This window comes from Stenotrophomonas nitritireducens (assembly GCF_050984405.1).
GTDB classification, from domain to species: domain Bacteria; phylum Pseudomonadota; class Gammaproteobacteria; order Xanthomonadales; family Xanthomonadaceae; genus Stenotrophomonas; species Stenotrophomonas nitritireducens_B.
In genome coordinates, this window is the sequence record NZ_CP158790.1 from 3,656,260 (window position 1) to 3,676,945 (window position 20,686).

The following is a 20,686-nucleotide window of genomic DNA, read 5'->3' on the forward strand; positions in this document are numbered from 1 at the left end:
AACGCCCGCTACTGCCCCGTGACAGTGAACGGCAGCTGACCCATACTCGCTGCGGCTCCAGGAAAAGTTGAACACCGCGACACGTACCACGGCCGCTGCATGGCTCCGGGTCTGTTCCAGTGCTTCATCCCGGCGTGTCCCGCGTTCAGCGCTGCTGGACGACATCCACCTGTGCTGGAGGGGTTCATGCTGCAAAACTACGGTCTCGTCTTCGCCCTGGCATGTGCGGTCATCGCCATCGCCTATGGCCTGTTCGCCGCGCGCTGGATATTGCGCCAGCCCGCCGGCAACGCACGCATGCAGGAAATCGCCTCGGCGATCCAGGAAGGCGCGCGCGCCTACCTCAACCGCCAGTACCTGACCATCGCCATCGCCGGCGTGGTGCTGTTCGTGCTGGTGGGCGTGTTCCTGAGCTGGTACACCGCGGTCGGCTTCGCGGTGGGCGCGGTGCTGTCCGGCGCGGCCGGCTACATCGGAATGAACGTCTCGGTCCGCGCCAACGTGCGCACCGCCGAAGCTGCGCGCAAGGGCATGAGCGCGGCGATGGACGTGGCGTTCAAGGGCGGCGCGATCACCGGCATGCTGGTGGTGGGGCTGGGCCTGCTGGGCGTGGCCGGCTACTACCTGCTGCTGACCCGCTATCTGGGCGTGACCGGCGAACCCGCGCTGCATGCGCTGGTCGGGCTGGCGTTCGGCAGTTCGCTGATCTCGATCTTCGCGCGCCTGGGCGGCGGCATCTTTACCAAGGGCGCGGACGTGGGCGCCGACCTGGTGGGCAAGGTCGAGGCCGGCATTCCCGAGGACGACCCGCGCAACCCGGCGGTGATCGCCGACAACGTCGGCGACAACGTCGGCGACTGCGCCGGCATGGCCGCCGACCTGTTCGAAACCTACGCGGTGACGGTGATCGCCACCATGCTGCTGGGCGGGCTGATGTTCGCCCAGGATTCGAACGCGGTGCTGTACCCGCTGGTGCTGGGCGGCGTGTCGATCATCGCCTCGATCATCGGCGCGTTCTTCGTCAAGGTGAAGGATGGCAGCACCCACATCATGGGCGCGCTGTACAAGGGCGTGATCGTGTCGGCGGTGCTGTCGGCGGTCGCGTTCTGGTTCGTCACCGCCAACCTGCTCCCGGACGGGCTGACCACGCTCGACGGTACGCTGGCGGTGTCGTCGACCCACATCTTCTACTGCGCGCTGATCGGGCTGGTGCTGACCGGGCTGATCGTGTGGATCACCGAGTACTACACCGGCACCCAGTACAAGCCGGTGCAGCACGTGGCGCAGGCCTCGACCACCGGCCACGGCACCAACATCATCGCCGGCCTCGGCGTGTCGATGAAATCCACCGCGCTGCCGGTGGTGGCGGTCTGCGCGGCGATCTGGGGCGCGTTCCACTTCGGTGGACTGTACGGCATCGCCATCGCCGCCACCGCGATGCTGTCGATGGCCGGCATGATCGTCGCGCTCGACGCCTACGGCCCGATCACCGACAACGCCGGCGGCATCGCCGAGATGGCCGAGCTGCCCAGCGAGATCCGCGACATCACCGACCCGCTCGATGCGGTGGGCAACACCACCAAGGCGGTGACCAAGGGCTATGCGATCGGCTCGGCGGCGCTGGCCGCGCTGGTGCTGTTCGCCGACTACACCCACAACCTGCAGGCCGCACACCCGGGCGAGACGTTCGCCTTCGACCTGTCCGACCACACGGTGATCATCGGCCTGCTGATCGGCGGCCTGATTCCCTATCTGTTCGGCGCGATGGCAATGGAGGCGGTGGGCCGCGCCGCCGGCGCGGTGGTGGAAGAAGTGCGCCGCCAGTTCCGCGAGATCGCCGGCATCATGCAGGGCACCGGCAAGCCGCAGTACGACAAGGCGGTGGACATGCTCACCCGCTCGGCGATCCGGGAAATGATCGTGCCCTCGCTGCTGCCGGTGGTGGTGCCGATCATCGTCGGCCTGCTGCTGGGGCCGCGCGCGCTCGGCGGGCTGTTGATCGGCACCATCGTCACCGGCCTGTTCGTGGCGATCTCGATGACCACCGGCGGCGGCGCCTGGGACAACGCCAAGAAGTACATCGAGGACGGCCACTTCGGCGGCAAGGGCAGCGAGGCGCACAAGGCCGCGGTGACCGGCGATACCGTCGGCGACCCCTACAAGGACACCGCCGGCCCGGCGATCAACCCCCTCATCAAGATCATCAACATCGTGGCGCTGCTGCTGGTGCCATTGCTGTAACCGAAGCCGGCTGCGCACGGCACCTTCGCCCTTCCCCCGCCTGCGGGGGAAGGGAACGGGATGGGGCGAGCCGCAAGGCTCGGATCAGGATCATCAACATCGTGGCGCTGCTGCTGGTCCCGTCGCCCTTCCCCCGCCTGCGGGGGAAGGGAACGGGATGGGATGAGCTGCAAGGCTGGGATCAGGATCATCAACACCGTGGCGCTGCTGGTGCCGTTGCTGTAGACCGCGTCGACTACGTACGGCGCCCTCGCCTTTCCCTGCTTGCAGGGGACAGGCTGCTTGGGTCGGACGAACGGCCGTCGTCTTCGCGGCAGACGGCCCTTCCCCACCTGGGGGGAAGGGACGGCAGGGAAGCGCGCTTCCGGACGCGCCCCCGGCACAGCCTCAGCGCGTACGCGGCCGTTTCACCGCATGCACCCGGCCATTGCGGCCGCCGCCGCAATAGAACAACAGCCCACCGCCGTCGGCTTCCAGGCCGCTGACACTGATGCCCGCGGGCATCTGCAGCCGTTCCAGCACCGCGCCGGTGTCTGGATCGATGCGGCGGATGTCGCTCTCCCCGCCTTCGCCGGTGGCATGCCACAGCTCGCCGTCCACCCAGGTCACGCCGGTGACGAAGCGGTCCGATTCGATGGTGCGCAGGACGGCGCCGTCGGCCGGGTCGATCTGGTGGATGCGGCGTTGCCGGTACTGCCCAACCCACAGGCTGCCTTCGGCCCAGGCCATGCCGGAATCGGCGCCGGCGCCGGGCGCGGGGATCGACGACAGCACCTGCCCGCTGCGCGGATCGATCTTGTCGATGCGGGCCTCGGCGATCTGGTAGAGGTGGGTGCCGTCGAACGCGGTGCCGGCGTCGCAGGCCAGCGCCAGCGTGCGCACCGGCTCGCCATCGGCCGGATCGAAGGCCACCAGCGCCTCGCCGGTGGCGGCCCAGACGTTGCGTCCGTCGAAGCTGACGCCGTGGATGCAATCCGAACCGGCGAACGGGCCATAGTCGCGCACTACCTCGGCCGGGCGCACCTTGGCCGTGGTCGTTTCGGAAGCGGGGGTTCCAGTGTTCATCGCTGCAGTCTCCTGGCACATGCGGGAATCGGTGCCTGCCGCCGACACTAGTCAACCGGCAGCGCGGCAGGGAGTAACAAGATCGTCGTGAATCCGGCCAGCGGCAGGGAACGCCAGCGCTGCGCCCGCCCGCGCCCGCTCGAACGCACCCGTCCCGCTGCTTCCAGCGCGGCCAGCGCCCGCTGCACGCTGCGCTGGCTGGCGCCCAGCGCCAGGGCCAGCGCCGAGGTGGACCAGGCCGCGCCATCGCCCAGCAGGGCGGCCAGCGCCGCCTGCTCGCCTTCGATCGGCGGCGCCAGCACCGTTACCGTGGTGTCGGCGCAGGGCTGCAGGCGGAAACCGTCCGGCGTCGCCTCGATGCGCGCCAGGCCGTCGACCAGTGCCCGCAGCCGGCCGATCTCCACGCGCAGCCGCGCGCGCAGCGTCTCGTCGCAATGGCGCATGCCGAACACGCGGCGGACGAGCGTGTCGCGTTCGACATCCCCGGGCCAGGCCTCGGCCAGCGCGCACGCCAGCGCGAACAGGACCGGACGCCTCGCCAGCGAACGCCAGCTGCGTCCCAGCCGCACGCCGCGCCGGCACGCGTCCACGACCAGCACCCCGGAAGCCAGCAGCGCCTGCACCTGTTCCATGCGCAACGGCGTATCGGCGCCGCCGCCCACGCAGCGGGCCGCGGGCTGCTCCAGCCGCGCGCAGGCGTCGTCGACTTCGGCCTGCAGCGCCGGAATGCCGGCATTGCGCGCGGCCGCGCGGGCGTCCTCGAGCGCGGCGCGCGCGCTGCGCCACCTGCAGGGAATGCAGCGCCAGCGTCGCGGCGGTCAGCCCGGCCATGGCCGCCAGCGCGGGCGACATGCGCTTGCCGTCGAGCCTGGCCAGCGCGTCGGCCGCCGGCTGCAGCCGGCCGAGCAGCAGCAGGCGCCGCGCCAGGACCAGCCAGGCCTGCAGGGCATTGGCATGGTCGCCGCGCGCCTCCAGCAGCGCCGCCACGGCCTGCAGCGGCGCCGGCGAGCCGCCGAGCTCGCGCATCGCCAGCGCCACCTCGGCGTCGGCCAGCGTGCAGCGCGCGCGGGCCAGCACACCTCGTGGGGGCCGAACCCGCGGTGGGCCCGGCGCAGCAGATCGCGCGCGCGGCCCAGCTCGCCGAGCCGGGCCATGGCGATGCCGCGCAGGGCCAGCGCCGCCGGGGGTCCGAGCGCAGCGCGACGTGGTTGAGCGCGGCGAGCACATCGCCCGCGGCCAGGGCCCGCGCGGAGGCGGCGATCAGGGAATCCATCGCGGCAGGCTACCCGCCCGCCTCCACGGGCGCATCCGCGCGCCCGCGCTCCGGTCCCGCGCCTCAGCCCACGGCACCGGCCTTTGGTGCGCCGCACCAGCGGCCGGCGTAGAATGGCGGCCTTCTGTCAAACGTACGATTCGGAGCAGCGCATGGGTCTGGAACTCGTTTCCGCGGGCAAGAACCCCCCGGAAGAAATCAACGTCATCATCGAGATTCCGAAGGATTCGGAACCGGTGAAGTACGAAGTGGACAAGGAATCGGGCGCGATCTTCGTCGACCGCATCCTCTCCACGCCGATGCGCTACCCCTGCAACTACGGCTACGTGCCCAGCACCCTGGGCGGCGACGGCGACCCGGCCGACGTGCTGGTGGTGCTGCCGCTGCCGCTGGTGCCCGGCTCGGTGGTGCGCTGCCGCCCGGTCGGCGTGCTGAAGATGACCGACGAGGCCGGCAGCGACGAGAAGATCCTGGCCGTGCCGGTGTCGAAGATCTTCAGCGGCTACGGCCACGTGGAAGACATCGCCCAGGTGTCCAGCCACTGGCTGGAGCGCATCGGCCACTTTTTCGAGCACTACAAGGACCTGGAAAAGGGCAAGTGGGTCAAGATCGAAGGCTGGGGCGACGCCGCCGAAGCCAAGCGCATCCTGGTCGAGGCCCAGCAGAACTTCGCCGCCAAGCAGGGCTGAGGCGACGGGCGGCGGCAGCCTGCGGGCCTTGCCGCCGCCAGCGACGACGATCACGTTTCACCCGCGCGGGGCATGACCTCGCCGGGGCGTTCCGCTACATTGACAGGCCGGTTTCCGGCCTGTTCCCGTTGCGGCCGGGCGGTTCCATTGGGGGAAATGTCTTGCGTATCCTGCTAGTCGGCGACGAAGCCAGCCTGTCGGCCGATCTCCTCGAGTACATCACCGACCTGGGCGAGGACTGGCAGGTCCAGACCGCCCCGGACGGCAATGCCGCCATCGCCACGGTGGCCACCAGCACCATCGACGCGGTCATCGTCGCGCCGGTCCTGCCCGACCTCACCCCGGCCACCCTGCTCGGCCAGATCCGGACCCTGCGCCCGGAAACGATCCGCATCGCGCTGATCGACGCCGCGCAGAGCCAGCGCGCGCCCGCGGCCCGCATCATCGGCGTGGCGCACCGCTTCCTGCCACTGCCGCTGTCGCCGGAAGTGCTGCTCGAAGCGCTGACCAGCCTGGAGGAACTGCGCGACCTGCTGGACAGCCCACGCCTGCGCGCGGCCATTGGCCGTGTCGAGAAGCTGCCCTCGCCGCCGCACGTGTACCTGGGCCTGATGCACGCGCTGGAAGAGGACGAGAGCACCGACGCCAGCGACATCGCCAAGCTGGTATCGGCCGACCCGGCCATCGCCGCCAAGGTGCTGCAGCTGTCCAACTCGGCGTTCTTCAACAGCGGCCGCGCGATCTCCGACCTGCGCGGCGCGGTGACCCGGCTGGGCCTGGCCACCCTGCGCGACCTGGTGCTGGCCAGCGAGGTGTTCTCGCTGCCGTCGGTCTCGCCGGCCGAGCGCAACGCCCTGCAGGCGCGCGCACTGACGGCCTCGCGCCTGGCGGCGAAGATGCTGCCGTCCTCCAGCGCCGAACTGGGCTCGACCGCGGCGCTGCTGGCCGACATCGGCCTGCTGCTGCCGGGCGTGCGCGACGAGCGCGAACCGGCGGTCGAGGGCGACGACCGCCCCGGGCACGCGGAAGCCGGCGCCTACCTGCTCGGCCTGTGGGGCCTGCCGATGCCGATCATCGAGGCGGTCGCCTTCCACCTGCAGCCGCAGCGCTCGAACGTGCGCAGCTTCTGGGTCACCGGCGCGGTGCATGTCGCCACGGCGCTGGCCAGCGGCAGCCAGGTGGACGAGCAATACCTGGAGCGCACCGCGGTGCTGCCGCGGCTCGATGGCTGGCGCGAGATGGCCAACGATCTCGCCGGGCTGGCCGCCACCGCCTAGGCGGCGCTCAGCGCATGCTCTCCGCAACGGCCGCATTCGATGCGGCCGTTTTTTTGCGCCCTGAAACACTCGGCAACGGCGGAAGCAGGTGCTTTGCCTGCCCGGCATGCAAGCCTCGACAGGAAAGCCCCTGCGGGGCGAGCTCCGTATCTACGGCTCCACGTGCTTCGGCAGGAACGGGGAAAAAAAAGGCGACCCCTGCTGCACTCCCGGGACCGGAAGCGGGTGCCTGGCCTGCCCGGCGCGCAAGCTCCGGCAGGAGAAAGCCCGTGCGGAGCGAGCCTCCGCATCCACGGCTCCACGTGCCTGCAGGAGCGAAAAGACGAAGGGCGGGCCTTGCGGCCCGCCCTTCGTCATGCTGCACAGAACTTCGATGGATCAGAAGCGCTGGGTGTACTTCATGTAGATGAAGCGACCGATGTCGAAGCCGCCGTAGTAGGCGAAGTCGCTGTTCGGCGCCGAGTACTGCAGCGCACCGCGGTGGTTGAACACGTTGTTCGCACCGACGGCGATGGTGGCATCCCACGGCGCCTTCCAGTTGACCTGCAGGTCGTGGAAGGTGTTCGAGCCGGTCTTGCGCAGCGGATCATCCTCGCCATTGGCGATGTGGTCCGGAGCGTTGCACCAGAACGAATCCAGGTCGATGCAGCCCTCCCGCATGCCGGAGTAGTAACGCGCGGTGTAGTTGACACCGAAGTCGCCGTACTCCCAGTTCACGCCCACGTTCGAGCGCAGGCGGAAGATGCCCGCCGTACCGACGTTGCCGATGATGATGTTCTCGCCAGCGGAGTTCTGGCCGGCTTCGTCGTACTTGGCGGTGTAGGTGGTCTGCCAATCGATGCTGAACTTGCCGATCGCCAGCTCCGGCAGGCGGTACTTGATGCCCAGGTCGTAGCCTTCGGTCTCCATCTGGCCGAGGTTGGCCAGGCCGTAGAACATCTTGCTGATGTGGCCGTCGGCTTCGCGCACGATGCCGGCGCAGCGGGCGCTGTTGCCCAGGGTGTAGCAGTCGCGCAGGATGCGGTCGACGCTGTCCTGGATGATCATCTCCTTGATCTGGTAGTTGTACCAGTCAAGCGAGATGTCCAGGCCCTGCACCCAGCGCGGGCTCCACACCAGACCAACAGTTTTGCTCTTGGAGGTTTCCGGCTTCAGATTCGGGTTGGAACCGTTGATGAACTGGTCCGGGGTCGCGCACGGATAGGTCGAGCACGGCACCAGGCCCTGGCCCAGCTGCACGTAGCCCAGCGGCACGCCGGCGGCGTTGCAGGCCGCGTTGCCGTTAACGCTGGCCGGAGCCTTCACGCCGCACGGATCGATGTACTTCTCGAAGCTCGAGCCGGTGCCGCCGTACATGTTGTCGATGGTCGGGGCACGGAAGCCCTCGGCGTAGGTGCCGCGCACCAGCAGGTCGTCGGCCGGACGCCAGGTGATGCCGAACTTGCTGTTGGTGGTGTCGCCGAAGTTGCTGTAATCCGAGTAACGGCTGGCGACGTTCAGGGTCAGTTCCTTGGCGAAGGCCATGTCGGCCAGCACCGGAACGTTCAGCTCCAGGTACACCTCGTCCAGGCTGTATTCGCCGTTGGTCGTGCTCGACGCCAGGCCGGTGTACTCACCCGACTGCGCGAACGCGTCCGGAACGTAACGGCCTTCTTCCTTGCGGTGCTCAACGCCCACGGCGAAACCGAGGTCGCCCGCCGGCAGCGCCACGATCGAGCCGCTCAGGTCGGCGGTGAACGAGGTGGTCTTGCTCACGCCGGTGGTGGTGAAGGTCGGGAACAGGAAGTTACGCAGTTCCTGGTTGTCCAGCGAGCCCGGACCGGCAACGCCGGCCGGCAGCAGCGGGTTCCACGCATAGCAGCCGTCGATCGGCTTGGCGGCCGTGCCGCAGCGGGCAACGCCGTTGGCGTCGACGAACGACGGGCCGAGCGCCTGGCGCGCGGCGATCAGGCTCATGTCGCCGTAATTGGTCTTGGTGACTTCGTTGCGGTTCCACAGCGCGCCGACGTTCCAGTCGAAGCTCCGGTCGGCAAACTCGAAGAAGCCGCTGACCGACGGCGCGAAGCGCAGGGTCTTCAGCTTGCTCTCGGTGGTGCGCGGCACTTCCCACAGGCGGCGACGGAACTCGATGTCCTGGCCGATCGGGTTGAACGCGCTGTCGGCCGACAGCGGGGTGCCGAACGACTGCGACTGGTACGGGTAACCGGCGATCTGCTGGTCGGTGGTGCGGTCGTTGTACAGCAGGTCGGCGTTGAACGTCACCGAGTCGGTGAAGTCGTAGTTGCCGTTGACGTACACCGACTTACGCTCGATGCCGGTCTGCAGCATCATCTGCTGGTTGGCGTTGGCGTACTCGGCCGGCGTCAGCGGGTGGTAGTCGTTCGGATTGGTCGGATCGCCACCCGGGTTCAGGGTCTGCCAGATCGGATCCGGCTTGCCCTTGGCGGGCTTGCAGTCGCCGAAGACGCGCGGGTCGCACCACACGCTGTTCGGGCCGATCGGGCTCAGATCGTCGTTGGTGGTGTTCGGGCCCAGGCCGCCGTCGCGCGAGAACCAGCGGTCGCGCGCCCACACCGGATCCTGCTTGGAGTACTCGGCCGACAGCGTCACGCCACCGCGCTCGCCTTCGGCGCCGAGGGTGAAGGAATACTGGTTGGTTTCACCGTCGCCTTCGCTGAACTGGCCGACGTAGGCGCTGGCTTCGGCGCCGTCGAAACGCTTGCGGGTGATGACGTTGACCACGCCGGCGATGGCGTCGGAGCCGTAGATGGCCGAAGCGCCGTCCTTCAGGATCTCGATGCGCTCGATCGCCGACATCGGGATCTGGCTCAGGTCCTGGTAGCCGCCGCTGGTCGCGCCCAGGCGCTTGCCGTTCATCAGCACCAGGGTGCGGGTGGCGCCCAGGTTGCGGATGTCGATGTAGTAACCACCCACGTTCTCGCCGGAAGCCAGGGCTTCGGAGCGCGAGATCGCCGGCGAGCCGGCCGAGGTCAGGTTCTGCAGCACGTCGGCAACCGAGGTGAAGCCCTGCTTCTCCAGGTTCTCACGGCTCAGCGTCAGGATCGGCTGCTGGGTTTCCATGTTCGCGCCACGGATGCGCGAGCCGGTCACTTCCAGGCGGTCCAGCGTGGTGGCGCCGGTGGCGTCCTGCGCGGAAGCGAAGGCAGGGGTCAACGCGATCGCGATGCCGGCCGGGAGCAGGCCCAGCCGCACTGCGGGAGTACGAAATTTCATCAATCTCTCCGGTTACGTTAGTGGTGTGTTAAACACCCCTGAACGTTACGTTTGTACCGAACTGATGGGTTTGCCCGAACCAGTCGCAGACTTTGCCGAATGTGGCGGGAGCGTCACGACCGTTTCACGGTAGCGCGTGGCCGACATGCCGAAACGGGCGCGGAAAGCGCGCGCGAAACTGCAGCAGTTGTCGAAGCCGCTGGCCGAGGCGACCTCGCTGATCATCATGTCGGTATCGCGCAGCAGCGTCGCCGCCCGCTCCAGGCGCAACCGCGCGGACAGCGACTGCGGGCTTTCCTCGTACAGGCTCTGGAACGTCTTGGACAGGTACCAGCTGGAGAAGTTGGTCAGTTCCGCCAGTTCGCCGATGCGCACCACGCGGTGGCTGTTGCCTTCCAGGTACATGCGCGCGCGCTGCATGCGCCCGAACACCTGGCGCTTGCGCAGGCGCGAGCGCCCCGGGCAGCGCTGCACGCCGTCGGAGAAGTCCCGCTGCAGCGATGCCACGTGCAGCAGCAGAGGACGCAGGACGTGGGTGCCCGGCCCCTTGGCCTGGGCCTCGCGCCACAGGTGCAGCGCCGTGCGCGCCTCGGTGCGGCTCATGAGCCCATGACCGGCATAGAGCGCGCTGTCGGCCAGGTTGCCCAGCGTACGCAGCGCGTCGGCATCCAGCGCCACGCCGATGCACAGTCCGTCGCGGCTGGCCTGGATCAGCGGTCGCGATTCCTTCTCGAACGCGATCCACTCGCGCTGGCGCAAGCGGAAGCGGCCTTCCTTGGATTCCACCCAGGCGCTGCCGCGCAGCTGCATCCATACGGTGAACACCGTGCCGGAGGTCTGCAGGCTGCCAAGGCGGGCGACGCCCACGCAGTTCGGGCGCGGCCCCTCCTCAAGTTGCTTCTCGAACGAAACCGACTGGCCGCGGTCGACCCAGGCTACCTGTCGCATGACTCACCATCATTTGCCTTCAATGGCCGATGGTTTTGCCAACTCTGGCGGCAGGCGTCAGGAAGTTATGCCGATAACCTTCCGAATTCTTCTGGAAGGCGGCACGAAGAAATCACGAATCCAGTTTTCCCAGCAGCGGCAACCACTTGAGGATGCCGAGCAGCGGCCGCGAGGATGTTTCCGGAACCGGCATCACGCCGATGTCGGTGCCATCGGCCACGGCCAGCGCCATGTAGACCGCACTGCCGTCGGGCGCGATGCTGAATCCATTGGTCGCGCTCGATGCCCGGGTTTCCAGGCAGCGCGACGCCTCAGGAAGATCGAGCCGGCTCAGCTGCACGGAGCAGCCCGCATCCTGGTGCAGGTAAGCGACGGCGCTGTCGCTGCCTAAGGCCCAGGTCCGGAACCGCCAACGTGTCGGCACATCCCCGCTGACTTCGCGAAGGCTGGCGGGCGACAGGTCGGCGTCGGCCGACCACAGGCCGCCTTCGGCCAGCCGCGTGAACAGCACCCGTTGCGTCCGGCGGTCGTAGCGGATCTGGGAAGCGCCCGGCAACTGGGCCCGGCGCCGCCAGGTGCCGCCGCTGCGGTCGAAGAGCGTCAAGCTCACCGGTCCGTTCTCTTCGCCGCCGATCACGAAGAGCGTATCGGGCGAAGGCCCGTAGATCGCCTGCAGCGGCTCGGACATGGGAATGGGCAGGCGCTTCCACTGCCCCTGTTCCGGCGCCACCTCATAGATACCCGGACGCCCCGCGTCGTCGCGCCCACTGACCAGCACCCGTTCGCTGTCGGCCGACCAGTCGGGGGGCTGCCGCGCTTCGGGGCGCAGGCCTTCCACGGGGTGCAGGGAACCATCATCCCCCAGGCGCGCCCACCACAGCGCGAACGCACCGGATCGGCTCGAGGTGAAAACCAGTTGCCGGCCATCGGGCGCGATCATCGGCTGGGCATCGCGCCCCGAGGACGCGAACAGGCGCTCCTTCCGCTCCGGATGATCGAGCGGAATGCGGAACAGGCCGAACAGCGGAGCGCGGTGCACGAAGGCGAGCATCCTGCCCATCCCGGCCACGCTCGGACTCTGCGCATCGTCCACGCCCAGGTCCTTCAGCAGGCCGGTGCGCAGGTCGACCTGGTACAGCCTCGACTCGCTGTCCACCCGTCGGCCGAACACCACGGCCTCGTTGCCCAGCCAGCTCCAGCCGCGCATCTCCGTACTGCCGGCGGTGACGCGTCGCGCCGCGCCGCCGGCAGCGGCCATCACCCACAGGCCGCCCATCTGCGGGTTGCGGATGAAGCCGAGCTGGCTGCCGTCGGGCGAGAAACGCGGCGCATAGTCGAAATCGCCATCGGCCCTGTCGTACGCCAGCGATGTCCATCGCCCCGTCGCCAGGTCCAGCGTCCGTATCCCCGGCGCACCGTGGCGCCCGGTCATCGAGCCGAACACCAGCCCGCGACCGTCGGGCGTCCAGTTGAAACTCAGCATCTCCGCGCCATCGCAGGCGGTGACGCGACGCGGGTTGCCGCCGGTGGCACCGATCACCAGCACTTCGCAACCGCCCCGAGGGTGGAAACGCGCGTAGGCGATCTCGCGCCCGTCGGGCGACCAGACCGGAAAGCGATCCAGCGCATCGGCCGGTGCCTCCACCAGCGTGGCCGACGTCGCGCTGCCGGTGCTCTGCACCTTGAGCGTCGATCCGCCGTCGCTCTCGTCCGCGAAGGCAACCAGTGCGCCGTCGGGCGACAACGCCGGGAACGTACCGAATCCCTGCCGCGCCGTGATGAGCCGGTACGGCCGCTCGGGGCTGCCGATCACGCCCTTTCCATCGGCTGTCGCCGCATCCAGCGCGGTTTCCCTTGCCGGCCGTTGCCACAACAGCCACGCCATCGTCACCGAACTGCACAGCAGCAACAGCCCGGCCGCCAGCAGCAGCCTGCGCCTGGCCAGGCGCCAGAACCCGGTGCCTTGACGGAAGCCGGCGGACCGGCCATCGGGCGCAATGGGCGCCGGTGCCGGGGAAGAGGATGCATCGCTGGCAGAGGGTCCGGACCCGGCGGTCTCCGTGCCGCCGGCATCCCGCCCTTCCGGCACGGAGACCCACGTCGCCGGCGCCAACAGGCGATAGCCGGTCTTGGCGATCGTTTCGATGTACTCCTGCCCTTCCTGGAACGCGCCACCGGCCGAAAGCGCCTTGCGCAGCTGCGTGACCGCCTGGGTGAGCACGTCGTTGGTCGGCAGCGTGTCCGGCCAAACCTGCGCGAACAGCTCGTCGCGGGTGACGACATCGCCCGCGCTGCGGGCCAGCACCAGCAGCACGCCGATCGCCTTGGGCGTCAGGCGCGCAGGACGGCGCGCACCGGGCGCATGCACTTCGCGCGAGGACAGGACGATCAGACAGTCGCCGATGTTCAGGCGATCAGGAGAGGAGAAGCCGCTATCGATGGTTTCCATGCCGATCAGGGAGTGAATCGCTGGTGGCCGCATCCTGAGCCCGCTCCCTGGAGGCGCTGCCGCCAGTGAACCGCCAAATTCCGCAAATGGCGTCAACGCAATGAGCAAATGTTTCGAGGCGCGGCGATATTAGCCTATGGGAGTTGCCTGTATAGCCATGCGGGTAGACATCAGGCTCTCTCTCGCCGACGCAACGCACATAACCGCTTCAGAATTCGCGCCCCAGGGCGCGATTTTTTTATGTTTCATTCATCTTCCCTGCAGCGGCGCCTGCTGCGCTCAGGACAGCGGGAACGTTGCGGGGCCAAGGCAATGAAGGACCGAAGCCTGCACAGGCAACCGGCAACCCGGCGGCAACGTTTCGGGTTTCAAGAAGCTGAAGAAAAAATAAACAGGTCATTACACAGCGATTCCATCGCTGCGATGGATGCGCGCCCCGCGATGTCATCGCCGTGCAACACGACCACGATGCGGCGCGTCCGTGCCCCGCATCGTTCCACCGGTCATTCCACGCGATACACCTCGGCACCCTGCGCGCGGAACTCGGCCGACTTCCCTGCCATGCCGGCCTCGATCGCGGTGGCCGGGTCGATGCCCTGCGCCGCGGCGTAATCGCGCACGTCCTGGGTGATCTTCATCGAGCAGAAGTGCGGCCCGCACATCGAACAGAAGTGGGCCAGCTTGTGCGCCTCCTTCGGCAGGGTCTCGTCGTGCATCGACTGCGCCTTTTCCGGATCCAGGCCGAGATGGAACTGGTCCTGCCAGCGGAATTCGAAGCGCGCCTTGCTCAGCGCGTTGTCGCGCAGCTGCGCGCCGGGGTGGCCCTTGGCCAGGTCGGCCGCATGCGCGGCGATGCGGTAGGCCATGATGCCGTCGCGCACGTCTTGGCGGTCGGGCAGGCCCAGGTGTTCCTTCGGCGTGACGTAGCAGAGCATCGCCGTGCCGTACCAGCCGATCATCGCCGCGCCGATGGCGCTGGTGATGTGGTCGTAGCCGGGCGCGATGTCGGTGGTCAGCGGGCCCAGCGTGTAGAACGGCGCCTCGCCGCACTCGCGCAGCTGCTTGTCCATGTTTTCCCTGATCAGCTGCATCGGCACATGGCCGGGGCCTTCGATCATGGTCTGCACGTCGTGCTTCCAGGCGATCTTCGTCAACTCGCCCAGCGTCTCCAGTTCGCCGAACTGCGCCGCGTCGTTGGCGTCGGCGATGCAGCCCGGTCGCAGGCCGTCGCCCAGCGAGAAGGCCACGTCGTAGGCCTTCATGATCTCGCAGATGTCCTCGAAGTGGGTGTAGAGGAAATTCTCCCGGTGGTGCGCCAGGCACCACTTGGCCATGATCGAACCGCCGCGCGAGACGATGCCGGTGACGCGCCCGGCGGTCAGCGGCACGTAGCGCAGCAGCACGCCGGCGTGGATGGTGAAGTAGTCCACACCCTGCTCGGCCTGTTCGATGAGCGTGTCGCGGAAGATGTCCCAGGTGAGTTCCTCGGCGCGGCCGTCGACCTTTTCCAGCGCCTGGTAGATCGGCACCGTCCCGATCGGCACCGGCGAGTTGCGCACGATCCATTCGCGCGTCTCGTGGATGTGCCTGCCGGTGGAAAGATCCATGACGGTGTCGCCGCCCCAGCGGATCGCCCACACCAGTTTCTCCACTTCCTCGGCGATGCCCGAGGACACCGCGCTGTTGCCGATGTTGGCGTTGATCTTGGTGAGGAAGTTGCGGCCGATGATCATCGGCTCGCTTTCCGGATGGTTGATGTTGCTCGGCAGGATGGCGCGGCCGCGGGCGATCTCCTCGCGCACGAATTCGGGGGTGATGGTCGCCGGGAGGGTGGCGCCGAACGCCTCGCCCGGATGCTGGCGCAGCAGGGCCGGCGCCTGCGCGTGGGCCCGCGCATCGGCCCGCGGCGTTTCGCGCAGCGCCTCGCGCATCGCGTCCAGGCGCTGGTTCTCACGGATGGCGACGAACTCCATTTCCGGCGTGACGATACCGCGCCGCGCGTAGTGCATCTGGGTGACGTTGGCGCCGGCGCACGCGCGGCGCGGCAGGCTGCGCGCGGGGAAACGCACCGTGTCCAGCTTCGCGTCGCGCTCGCGGCCGCGACCGAATGCCGAGCTCAGGGCGTCGAGGCGTTCGGTATCGCCGCGTTCCTCGATCCAGCCCGCGCGCAGCGCCGGCAGGCCGGCGGACAGATCGATGCGTGCGTCCGGATCGGTGTAGGGGCCGGACGTGTCGTAGACCGTGACCGGCGGGTTGTGCTCGCCGCCGAACAGGGTGGGCGTGCGCGCCAAGGCGATCTCGCGCATCGGTACCTGCAGGTCCGGGCGCGAGCCCGCCACGTGGATCTTGCGCGAACCGGGGATCGGTCGGGTCACGGATCCGGAGAGTTGCTGCGCCTGCTGCTGCAGGGCGGAAAGCGGTGCGTTCATCGGGCATCGTCCTGTTGGAGGCCCGCGCGGATGCACGGGCCGGACGAAGCGAAGGCGCACTGCCGCAGGCGCATGGACTCACCCTGGCAGGTATCCACGCGGCCTGGCATTGCGAAGCTTCCCTACGCCGGTATCAACCGGATCAGGTTCCAAGGGACTGTCTCAACCGTGGCGCCATGGCCGCGGTACCCCCGCTTCGGGCGGCATTAGAGCATGAAGCCGGAAACAATGGCACCGGCCTCCAACAGCGCGCGTACAGGAGCACGCTTGGTGTAGGAGCGCACTTCAGTGCGCGATGGAGCCGTCCCCTCTGGACCTTGGCACGTGGTTGCATGAGCTGTTGCGGAAAGGCCTGCATGCAAGCCCCATCGCGCACTGAAGTGCGCTCCTGCGGCGCATTCCACGGTGGAAGCGTGAAGCCGGTTCTAACGAAATCGTGACATCCCTTCCAGTACGATGCGCCGCTGCCGCATTAATGCCGCCCTGTGCCGCCGTGCCGGCCCCTCCTCCTCCGCGCCGCTTCGTGGCCGGTTCGCTGCAAGCCCTGGCTCGCTCCCCCATCCCCAGATCGGAGAAGCTCCTCCATGGTGTTTCGTGTTTCCATCGCGCTGGTCGCCGTACTGGTGCTGCTGGCCGGCGTCGCGCCCGGCCCGTTCAACGATATCGTGCAGTCCGCGCTGACCGAGGTCGTGCGCAGCGTCGGCTGGCTGTACCTGCTGATCGTGTTCCTGACGCTGACCTTCCTGCTGTACCTGGCGGCCGGCCGCTTCGGCAGCCTGCGCATCGGCGGCGAAGATGCCGAGCCGGATTTCTCGCGCGCCAGCTGGCTGGCGATGCTGTTCGCCACCGGCATGGGCATCGGCCTGGTGTTCTGGGGCGCGGCCGAACCGATCTCGCATTTCTCCAAGCCGCCCGAAGGTCTCGCCCCGCAGAGCGTGGACGCGGCACGCGCGGCGATGCGCTACGCCTTCTTCCACTGGGGCCTGCACCCCTGGGCGATCTATGCGCTGATCGGCCTGGCGATGGCCTGGTTCCAGTACAACCGCAACGGCCGCGGGCTGATCAGCGACATGCTGCAGCCGCTGATCGGCCGCCATCACCGCGGCGCCGTCGGCCATGCGGTCAACATCGCCGCGGTGGTGGCCACCGCGATCGGCGTGGCGACCACGCTGGGCTTCGGCACCATCCAGATCGCCGCCGGCCTGCAGCGCGTGTTCGGCATCACCGCCAGCGTACCGGTGCAGCTGACCATCATCGCCATCGCCTTCGTGCTGTACATGGCCTCGACCCTCAGCGGCGTGGAGCGCGGCATCAAGTGGCTGTCCAACTTCAACCTGCTGCTGGCGGCGCTGCTGCTGGCGGCGCTGCTGCTGGTGCTGGGGCCGACCGGTTTCATCTTCGACACCTTCACCACCACGCTCGGCGCCTATCTCAACCAGCTGGTGACGATGAGCCTGCGCATGTCGCCGTTCTCCGGCAGCACCTGGGTGGCGGACTGGACCATCTTCTACTGGGCCTGGTGGATCGCCTGGGCGCCGTTCGTCGGCGCGTTCATCGCGCGCGTGTCGCGCGGCCGCAGCGTGCGCGAGTTCGTGGTCGGCGTGGTGCTGGCGCCGACCCTGCTCGGCTTCGTGTGGTTCTCGGTGTTCGGCGGCAGCGCGCTGTGGGCGCAGATCACCGGCCATGCCGACCTGCTGCAGGCGCTGGGCAACGGCTACGAGACCGTGCTGTTCGCGCTGTTCGACAGCCTGCCCGCCTCGCTGCTGCTGTCCATCATCGCGCTGGTGCTGCTGGTGATCTTCTTCGTCACTTCGGCCGATTCGGCGGTGCTGGTGCTGGCCAGCATGTCCACCGACGAGGCCGGCGACCCGCCGCTGTCACGCAAGGCGGTGTGGGGCGTGGCGGTGGCGCTGATCGCCGCGGTCCTGCTGCTGGCCGGCGGGCTGGACGCGCTGCAGGGCATGATCACCATCGCCGCGCTGCCGTTCGCGTTGCTGATGGTGCTGGTGATGGTCTGCCTGTACCGCGTGCTGGACCTGGAATACCAGCTCGAACGGCGCCGCGCGCAGCGCGCGCGGCATGCGGTGCAGTCCTGGATCGAACGCGAGATGGCGGCGCAGGAAGAAACCCGCGCGGAGGCGACACGGGCGCAGGAGCAGGGCTGACATCGCGCGGACCGCGTGGCGTCCATGGCTGCGCGGTCCCTGTCCGGAAGGCGCGCCGTCCCGCCACGCATCGACGCGTGGCGGGCGACGCGATGAAACCCAGGTTCAGTAGCCCGCCGCCTGCCCGTCCTTGCGGCTTTCCGACGCGCCGTAGTACACGCCGGTCTGCGCGTCGCGCATGATCGCCTGGTAGCCGCCGTACGGGCCGTCGGCGAACACCACGCGGTGGCCCTTGCGCATCAGCGCGCGGATGGTCTCGTAGGGGAAGCCGGTTTCCAGGTTGACCTCGCCGCCATCGCGCATCGCCGTGCCCTGCCCGGTCGGTTCGGTGGAACCTTCATGCTGGATGCGCGGCGCGTCGCCGGCTTCCTGCAGGTTCATGCCGAAGTCCACCAGGTTCATCACGATCTGCGCATGGCCCTGCGGCTGCATCGCCCCGCCCATCACCCCGAAGCTGGCGAACGGCTTGCCGTCCTTGGTGATGAAGGCCGGGATGATGGTCTGGAACGGGCGCTTGCCCGGCGCGTAGCCGTTGGGATGGCCCTTCTGCAGCACGAACATCTCGCCGCGGTCCTGCAGGATGAAACCCAGCCCCGGCGGCGCCATGCCGCTGCCCATGCCGCGGTAGTTGGACTGGATCAGCGAGACCATCATGCCGTCAGCGTCGGCCACGGTCATGTAGATGGTGTCGCCCTCCTCCAGCTGCTTGGGCGTGCCCGGCTGCGCTTCCTTCAGCGCCTTGTCCATCGAGATCAGCGCGCGCCGCTGCGCCGCGTAGTCCTTGGACACGAGCCGCTGCACCGGCGCCGGTGAGAACGCCGGGTCGGCGTAGAAGCGCGCGCGGTCGGCGAAGGCCAGCTTCTTGGCCTCGACGAACAGATGCACGTGTTCGGGCGAGCCGAACGGGATCTTCGAGAAATCGTAGCCCTCCAGGATGTTGAGGATCTGCAGCGCGGCGATGCCCTGGCTGTTGGGCGGCAGCTCCCACACGTCGTAGCCGCGGTAGTTGCTGCTTACCGGCTCGACCCATTCGCCCTGGTGCGCGGCCATGTCCTGGTAGCTGAGGAAACCGCCGTTGGCCTTGAAATAGGCATCGATGGTGCGGGCGATGTCGCCCTTGTAGAACGCGTCGCGGCCGCCATCGGCGATCTTCTGCAGGGTGTCGGCCAGGTTCGGGTTGCGCCACAGCTCGCCCTTGCGCGGCGCGCGGCCGTCGACGGTGAACTGCTCCCTGAAGCCCGGGTACTGCGACAGGCGCGGTACCGAGCGGTCCCAGTAGTAGGCGATCACTTCGGCCACAGGGTGGCCGTCGCGCGCATAGCGGATCGCCGGGGCCAGGTTGTCGGTCATGGGCCTGCGCCCGAAGCGCCCGTGCAGGGCGAACCAGCCATCGACCGCGCCGGGCACGGACACCGGCAGCGGCCCGGTGGCGGGAATGTCCTTCAGCCCGCGGCGCTGGAACTCGGCCAGGGTGAGCGACTGCGGCGAGCGCCCCGAGCCGTTGTAGCCGTAGAGCTTGCGCGTCTTCGGGTCCCAGACGATGGCGAACAGGTCGCCGCCGATGCCGTTGCCGGTCGGCTCCATCAGCCCGAGCGCGGCGTTGGCGGCGATCGCCGCGTCCACCGCCGAGCCGCCTGACTTCATCACGTCCAGCGCGATCTGCGTGGCCAGCGGCTGCGAGGTCGCCGCCATCGCGTGCGGCGCGATCACCTCCGAGCGCGTAGCGAAACCCGGCCCGGTGATGCGGTCGGCGGCATGCAGGGCCGGGATGGCAAGGCAGGACAGGAGCAGCAGCGGCAGGCGTTTCATTGGCGGGACCAGGAGCAGAGAACGGACACGGACGATAACCGGCAGGCGGTGCGCGCGCATCCGGCGCGCCGTACGGGACCGTCTCGACCGCTTCCCCGCGATGGCCTGCCGCCCGCGGAATACCCCACCCGGCATCGCTGCCGGCACCCGAAGTTTCCGGCCGCGGCGCGCTCTTACGTTCCTCTTACGCTGGTGGCCTATCAAGTTGCCCGAAACAACACACGCCCGACGGAACTTCCGTGTCCGCCGGGCCGCGCAGGTTTCCATCAAAGGGGCAATCCAATGCAAATGTCTTCCAAGCGCCGCCAGGGCGGCTTCACCCTTGTCGAAATGGCGGTGGTGCTGGTCATCATCGGCGTGATCATCGGCGCGGTGATGATCGGCCGCGACGTGCAGCGCAACGCCGAGTACACCCGCATCAAGCAGAAGTTCGTCGACCAGTGGGTGGTCACCTACAACAGCTACCAGCAGCGCTACGGCGCGCCGATCGGCGACAACCAGTCCGCGCCGCAGCTGATGGTCAATGGCGCCAACTACACCTCCGGCTTCTCCGGCGGCAACATGACCGGCGCCACCGAGCCGGCACTGATCTGCTCAGGAGCCGACGCGCTGCCGACGGCCGCAGGCCTGACCCGCGGCAAGCAGGGCGGCAACGAGTTCGACCTGCGCGACCTCGTGCGCCGGGCAGGCATCACCCTGCCGCCGGGCCGCGGCGAAGGCAAGGAAGACCGTTACGCCTACCTGGACACCAACGGCAACCCGCAGGAGATCCGCATCTGCTTCGGTTGGAACAAGCCGGGCACGCTGTGGGGTTCGGGCAACTCGATGTACATCACCGGGCTGACCCCGGATCTGGCCCGCGCACTGGACCAGATGATCGACGGCAAGGCCGACGCCGCCAACGGCACCTTCCGCCAGGTCGGCATCACCTCCCGCCCGGCCACCGCGTCCGGCGGCGCCACGACCGCCACCATCGGCACCGAGTGGGGCGGCAACAACACCGGCTCGATGGCTTCGGCCACCACCGACGGCAAGACCTTCGGTACCGCCACCGACGACGACCAGGTGATGACACTGGTCGCCAACTACAAGATGAACCAGTAACGC

The 20,686-nt window shown here is 68.5% G+C and carries 13 protein-coding genes and 1 riboswitch; of the genes, 6 read left to right on the top strand and 7 right to left on the bottom strand.

Annotated features, from left to right (window positions below; translation table 11 throughout):
* The first annotated feature begins 186 nt into the window (after positions 1-186).
* Positions 187-2,241, top strand: a complete 2,055-nt coding sequence (locus ABTV91_RS16385) for a sodium-translocating pyrophosphatase (protein ID WP_433852374.1) — start codon at positions 187-189, stop codon at positions 2,239-2,241.
* Positions 2,242-2,628: 387 nt separating this feature from the next.
* Here the strand turns inward: ABTV91_RS16385 and ABTV91_RS16390 are convergent, their stop codons facing one another.
* The gene (locus ABTV91_RS16390; RefSeq protein WP_433852375.1) at positions 2,629-3,306 is read right to left on the bottom strand and encodes a Vgb family protein; all 678 of its coding nucleotides are present in this window, start codon (positions 3,304-3,306) and stop codon (positions 2,629-2,631) included.
* 47 nt (positions 3,307-3,353) lie between these two features.
* Positions 3,354-3,938 carry a hypothetical protein gene (locus ABTV91_RS16395; protein WP_433852376.1) on the bottom strand — a complete coding sequence of 195 codons (585 nt, stop codon included), beginning with the start codon at positions 3,936-3,938 and terminating at the stop codon, positions 3,354-3,356.
* Between ABTV91_RS16395 and ABTV91_RS16400 the strand changes: the two genes are divergently transcribed.
* The 3 genes from ABTV91_RS16400 (at position 3,937) to ABTV91_RS16410 (ending at position 6,545) form a co-directional block, all read left to right on the top strand.
* On the top strand, positions 3,937-4,518 hold the full coding sequence (locus ABTV91_RS16400; RefSeq protein ID WP_433852377.1) for a hypothetical protein: 582 nt from the start codon (positions 3,937-3,939) through the stop codon (positions 4,516-4,518). The two genes, ABTV91_RS16395 and ABTV91_RS16400, sit on opposite strands and share 2 nt — an antisense overlap.
* Before the next feature lie 213 nt (positions 4,519-4,731).
* Entirely contained in the window at positions 4,732-5,268 is a 537-nt protein-coding gene (gene ppa, locus ABTV91_RS16405) for an inorganic diphosphatase (RefSeq protein ID WP_433852378.1), read from the top strand.
* 161 nt (positions 5,269-5,429) lie between these two features.
* A complete protein-coding gene (locus ABTV91_RS16410) occupies positions 5,430-6,545 on the top strand; it encodes an HDOD domain-containing protein (RefSeq protein ID WP_433852379.1) in 1,116 nt (371 codons plus the stop codon).
* A gap of 378 nt (positions 6,546-6,923) precedes the next feature.
* Here the strand turns inward: ABTV91_RS16410 and ABTV91_RS16415 are convergent, their stop codons facing one another.
* From ABTV91_RS16415 to thiC, 4 genes are all read right to left on the bottom strand, one after another.
* On the bottom strand, positions 6,924-9,779 hold the full coding sequence (locus tag ABTV91_RS16415; protein ID WP_433852380.1) for a TonB-dependent receptor: 2,856 nt from the start codon (positions 9,777-9,779) through the stop codon (positions 6,924-6,926).
* Between the two features lie 45 nt (positions 9,780-9,824).
* Entirely contained in the window at positions 9,825-10,727 is a 903-nt protein-coding gene (locus ABTV91_RS16420) for a helix-turn-helix domain-containing protein (protein ID WP_433852381.1), read from the bottom strand.
* 112 nt (positions 10,728-10,839) lie between these two features.
* The gene (locus ABTV91_RS16425) at positions 10,840-13,176 is read right to left on the bottom strand and encodes a winged helix-turn-helix domain-containing protein (RefSeq protein ID WP_433854212.1); all 2,337 of its coding nucleotides are present in this window, start codon (positions 13,174-13,176) and stop codon (positions 10,840-10,842) included.
* A 503-nt stretch (positions 13,177-13,679) separates the two neighbouring features.
* Complete coding sequence (gene thiC, locus ABTV91_RS16430) at positions 13,680-15,605, bottom strand: phosphomethylpyrimidine synthase ThiC (RefSeq protein WP_433852382.1); 1,926 nt, start codon at positions 15,603-15,605, stop codon at positions 13,680-13,682.
* Between the two features lie 101 nt (positions 15,606-15,706).
* Positions 15,707-15,808, bottom strand: a riboswitch (TPP riboswitch).
* Between the two features lie 381 nt (positions 15,809-16,189).
* On the opposite strand from thiC, the gene ABTV91_RS16435 reads away from it, so the two are divergent.
* Positions 16,190-17,770: a BCCT family transporter gene (locus ABTV91_RS16435; RefSeq protein WP_433852383.1), complete on the top strand. Its 1,581-nt coding sequence runs from the start codon at positions 16,190-16,192 to the stop codon at positions 17,768-17,770.
* A 105-nt stretch (positions 17,771-17,875) separates the two neighbouring features.
* Here the strand turns inward: ABTV91_RS16435 and ggt are convergent, their stop codons facing one another.
* Positions 17,876-19,579, bottom strand: coding sequence for a gamma-glutamyltransferase (ggt, locus tag ABTV91_RS16440; RefSeq protein ID WP_433852384.1), 1,704 nt, complete (start codon positions 19,577-19,579; stop codon positions 17,876-17,878).
* A 288-nt stretch (positions 19,580-19,867) separates the two neighbouring features.
* Here ggt and ABTV91_RS16445 point away from each other — a divergent pair, with 288 nt between their 5' ends.
* Positions 19,868-20,683, top strand: a complete 816-nt coding sequence (locus ABTV91_RS16445; protein WP_433852385.1) for a prepilin-type N-terminal cleavage/methylation domain-containing protein — start codon at positions 19,868-19,870, stop codon at positions 20,681-20,683.
* Positions 20,684-20,686 lie beyond the last annotated feature (3 nt).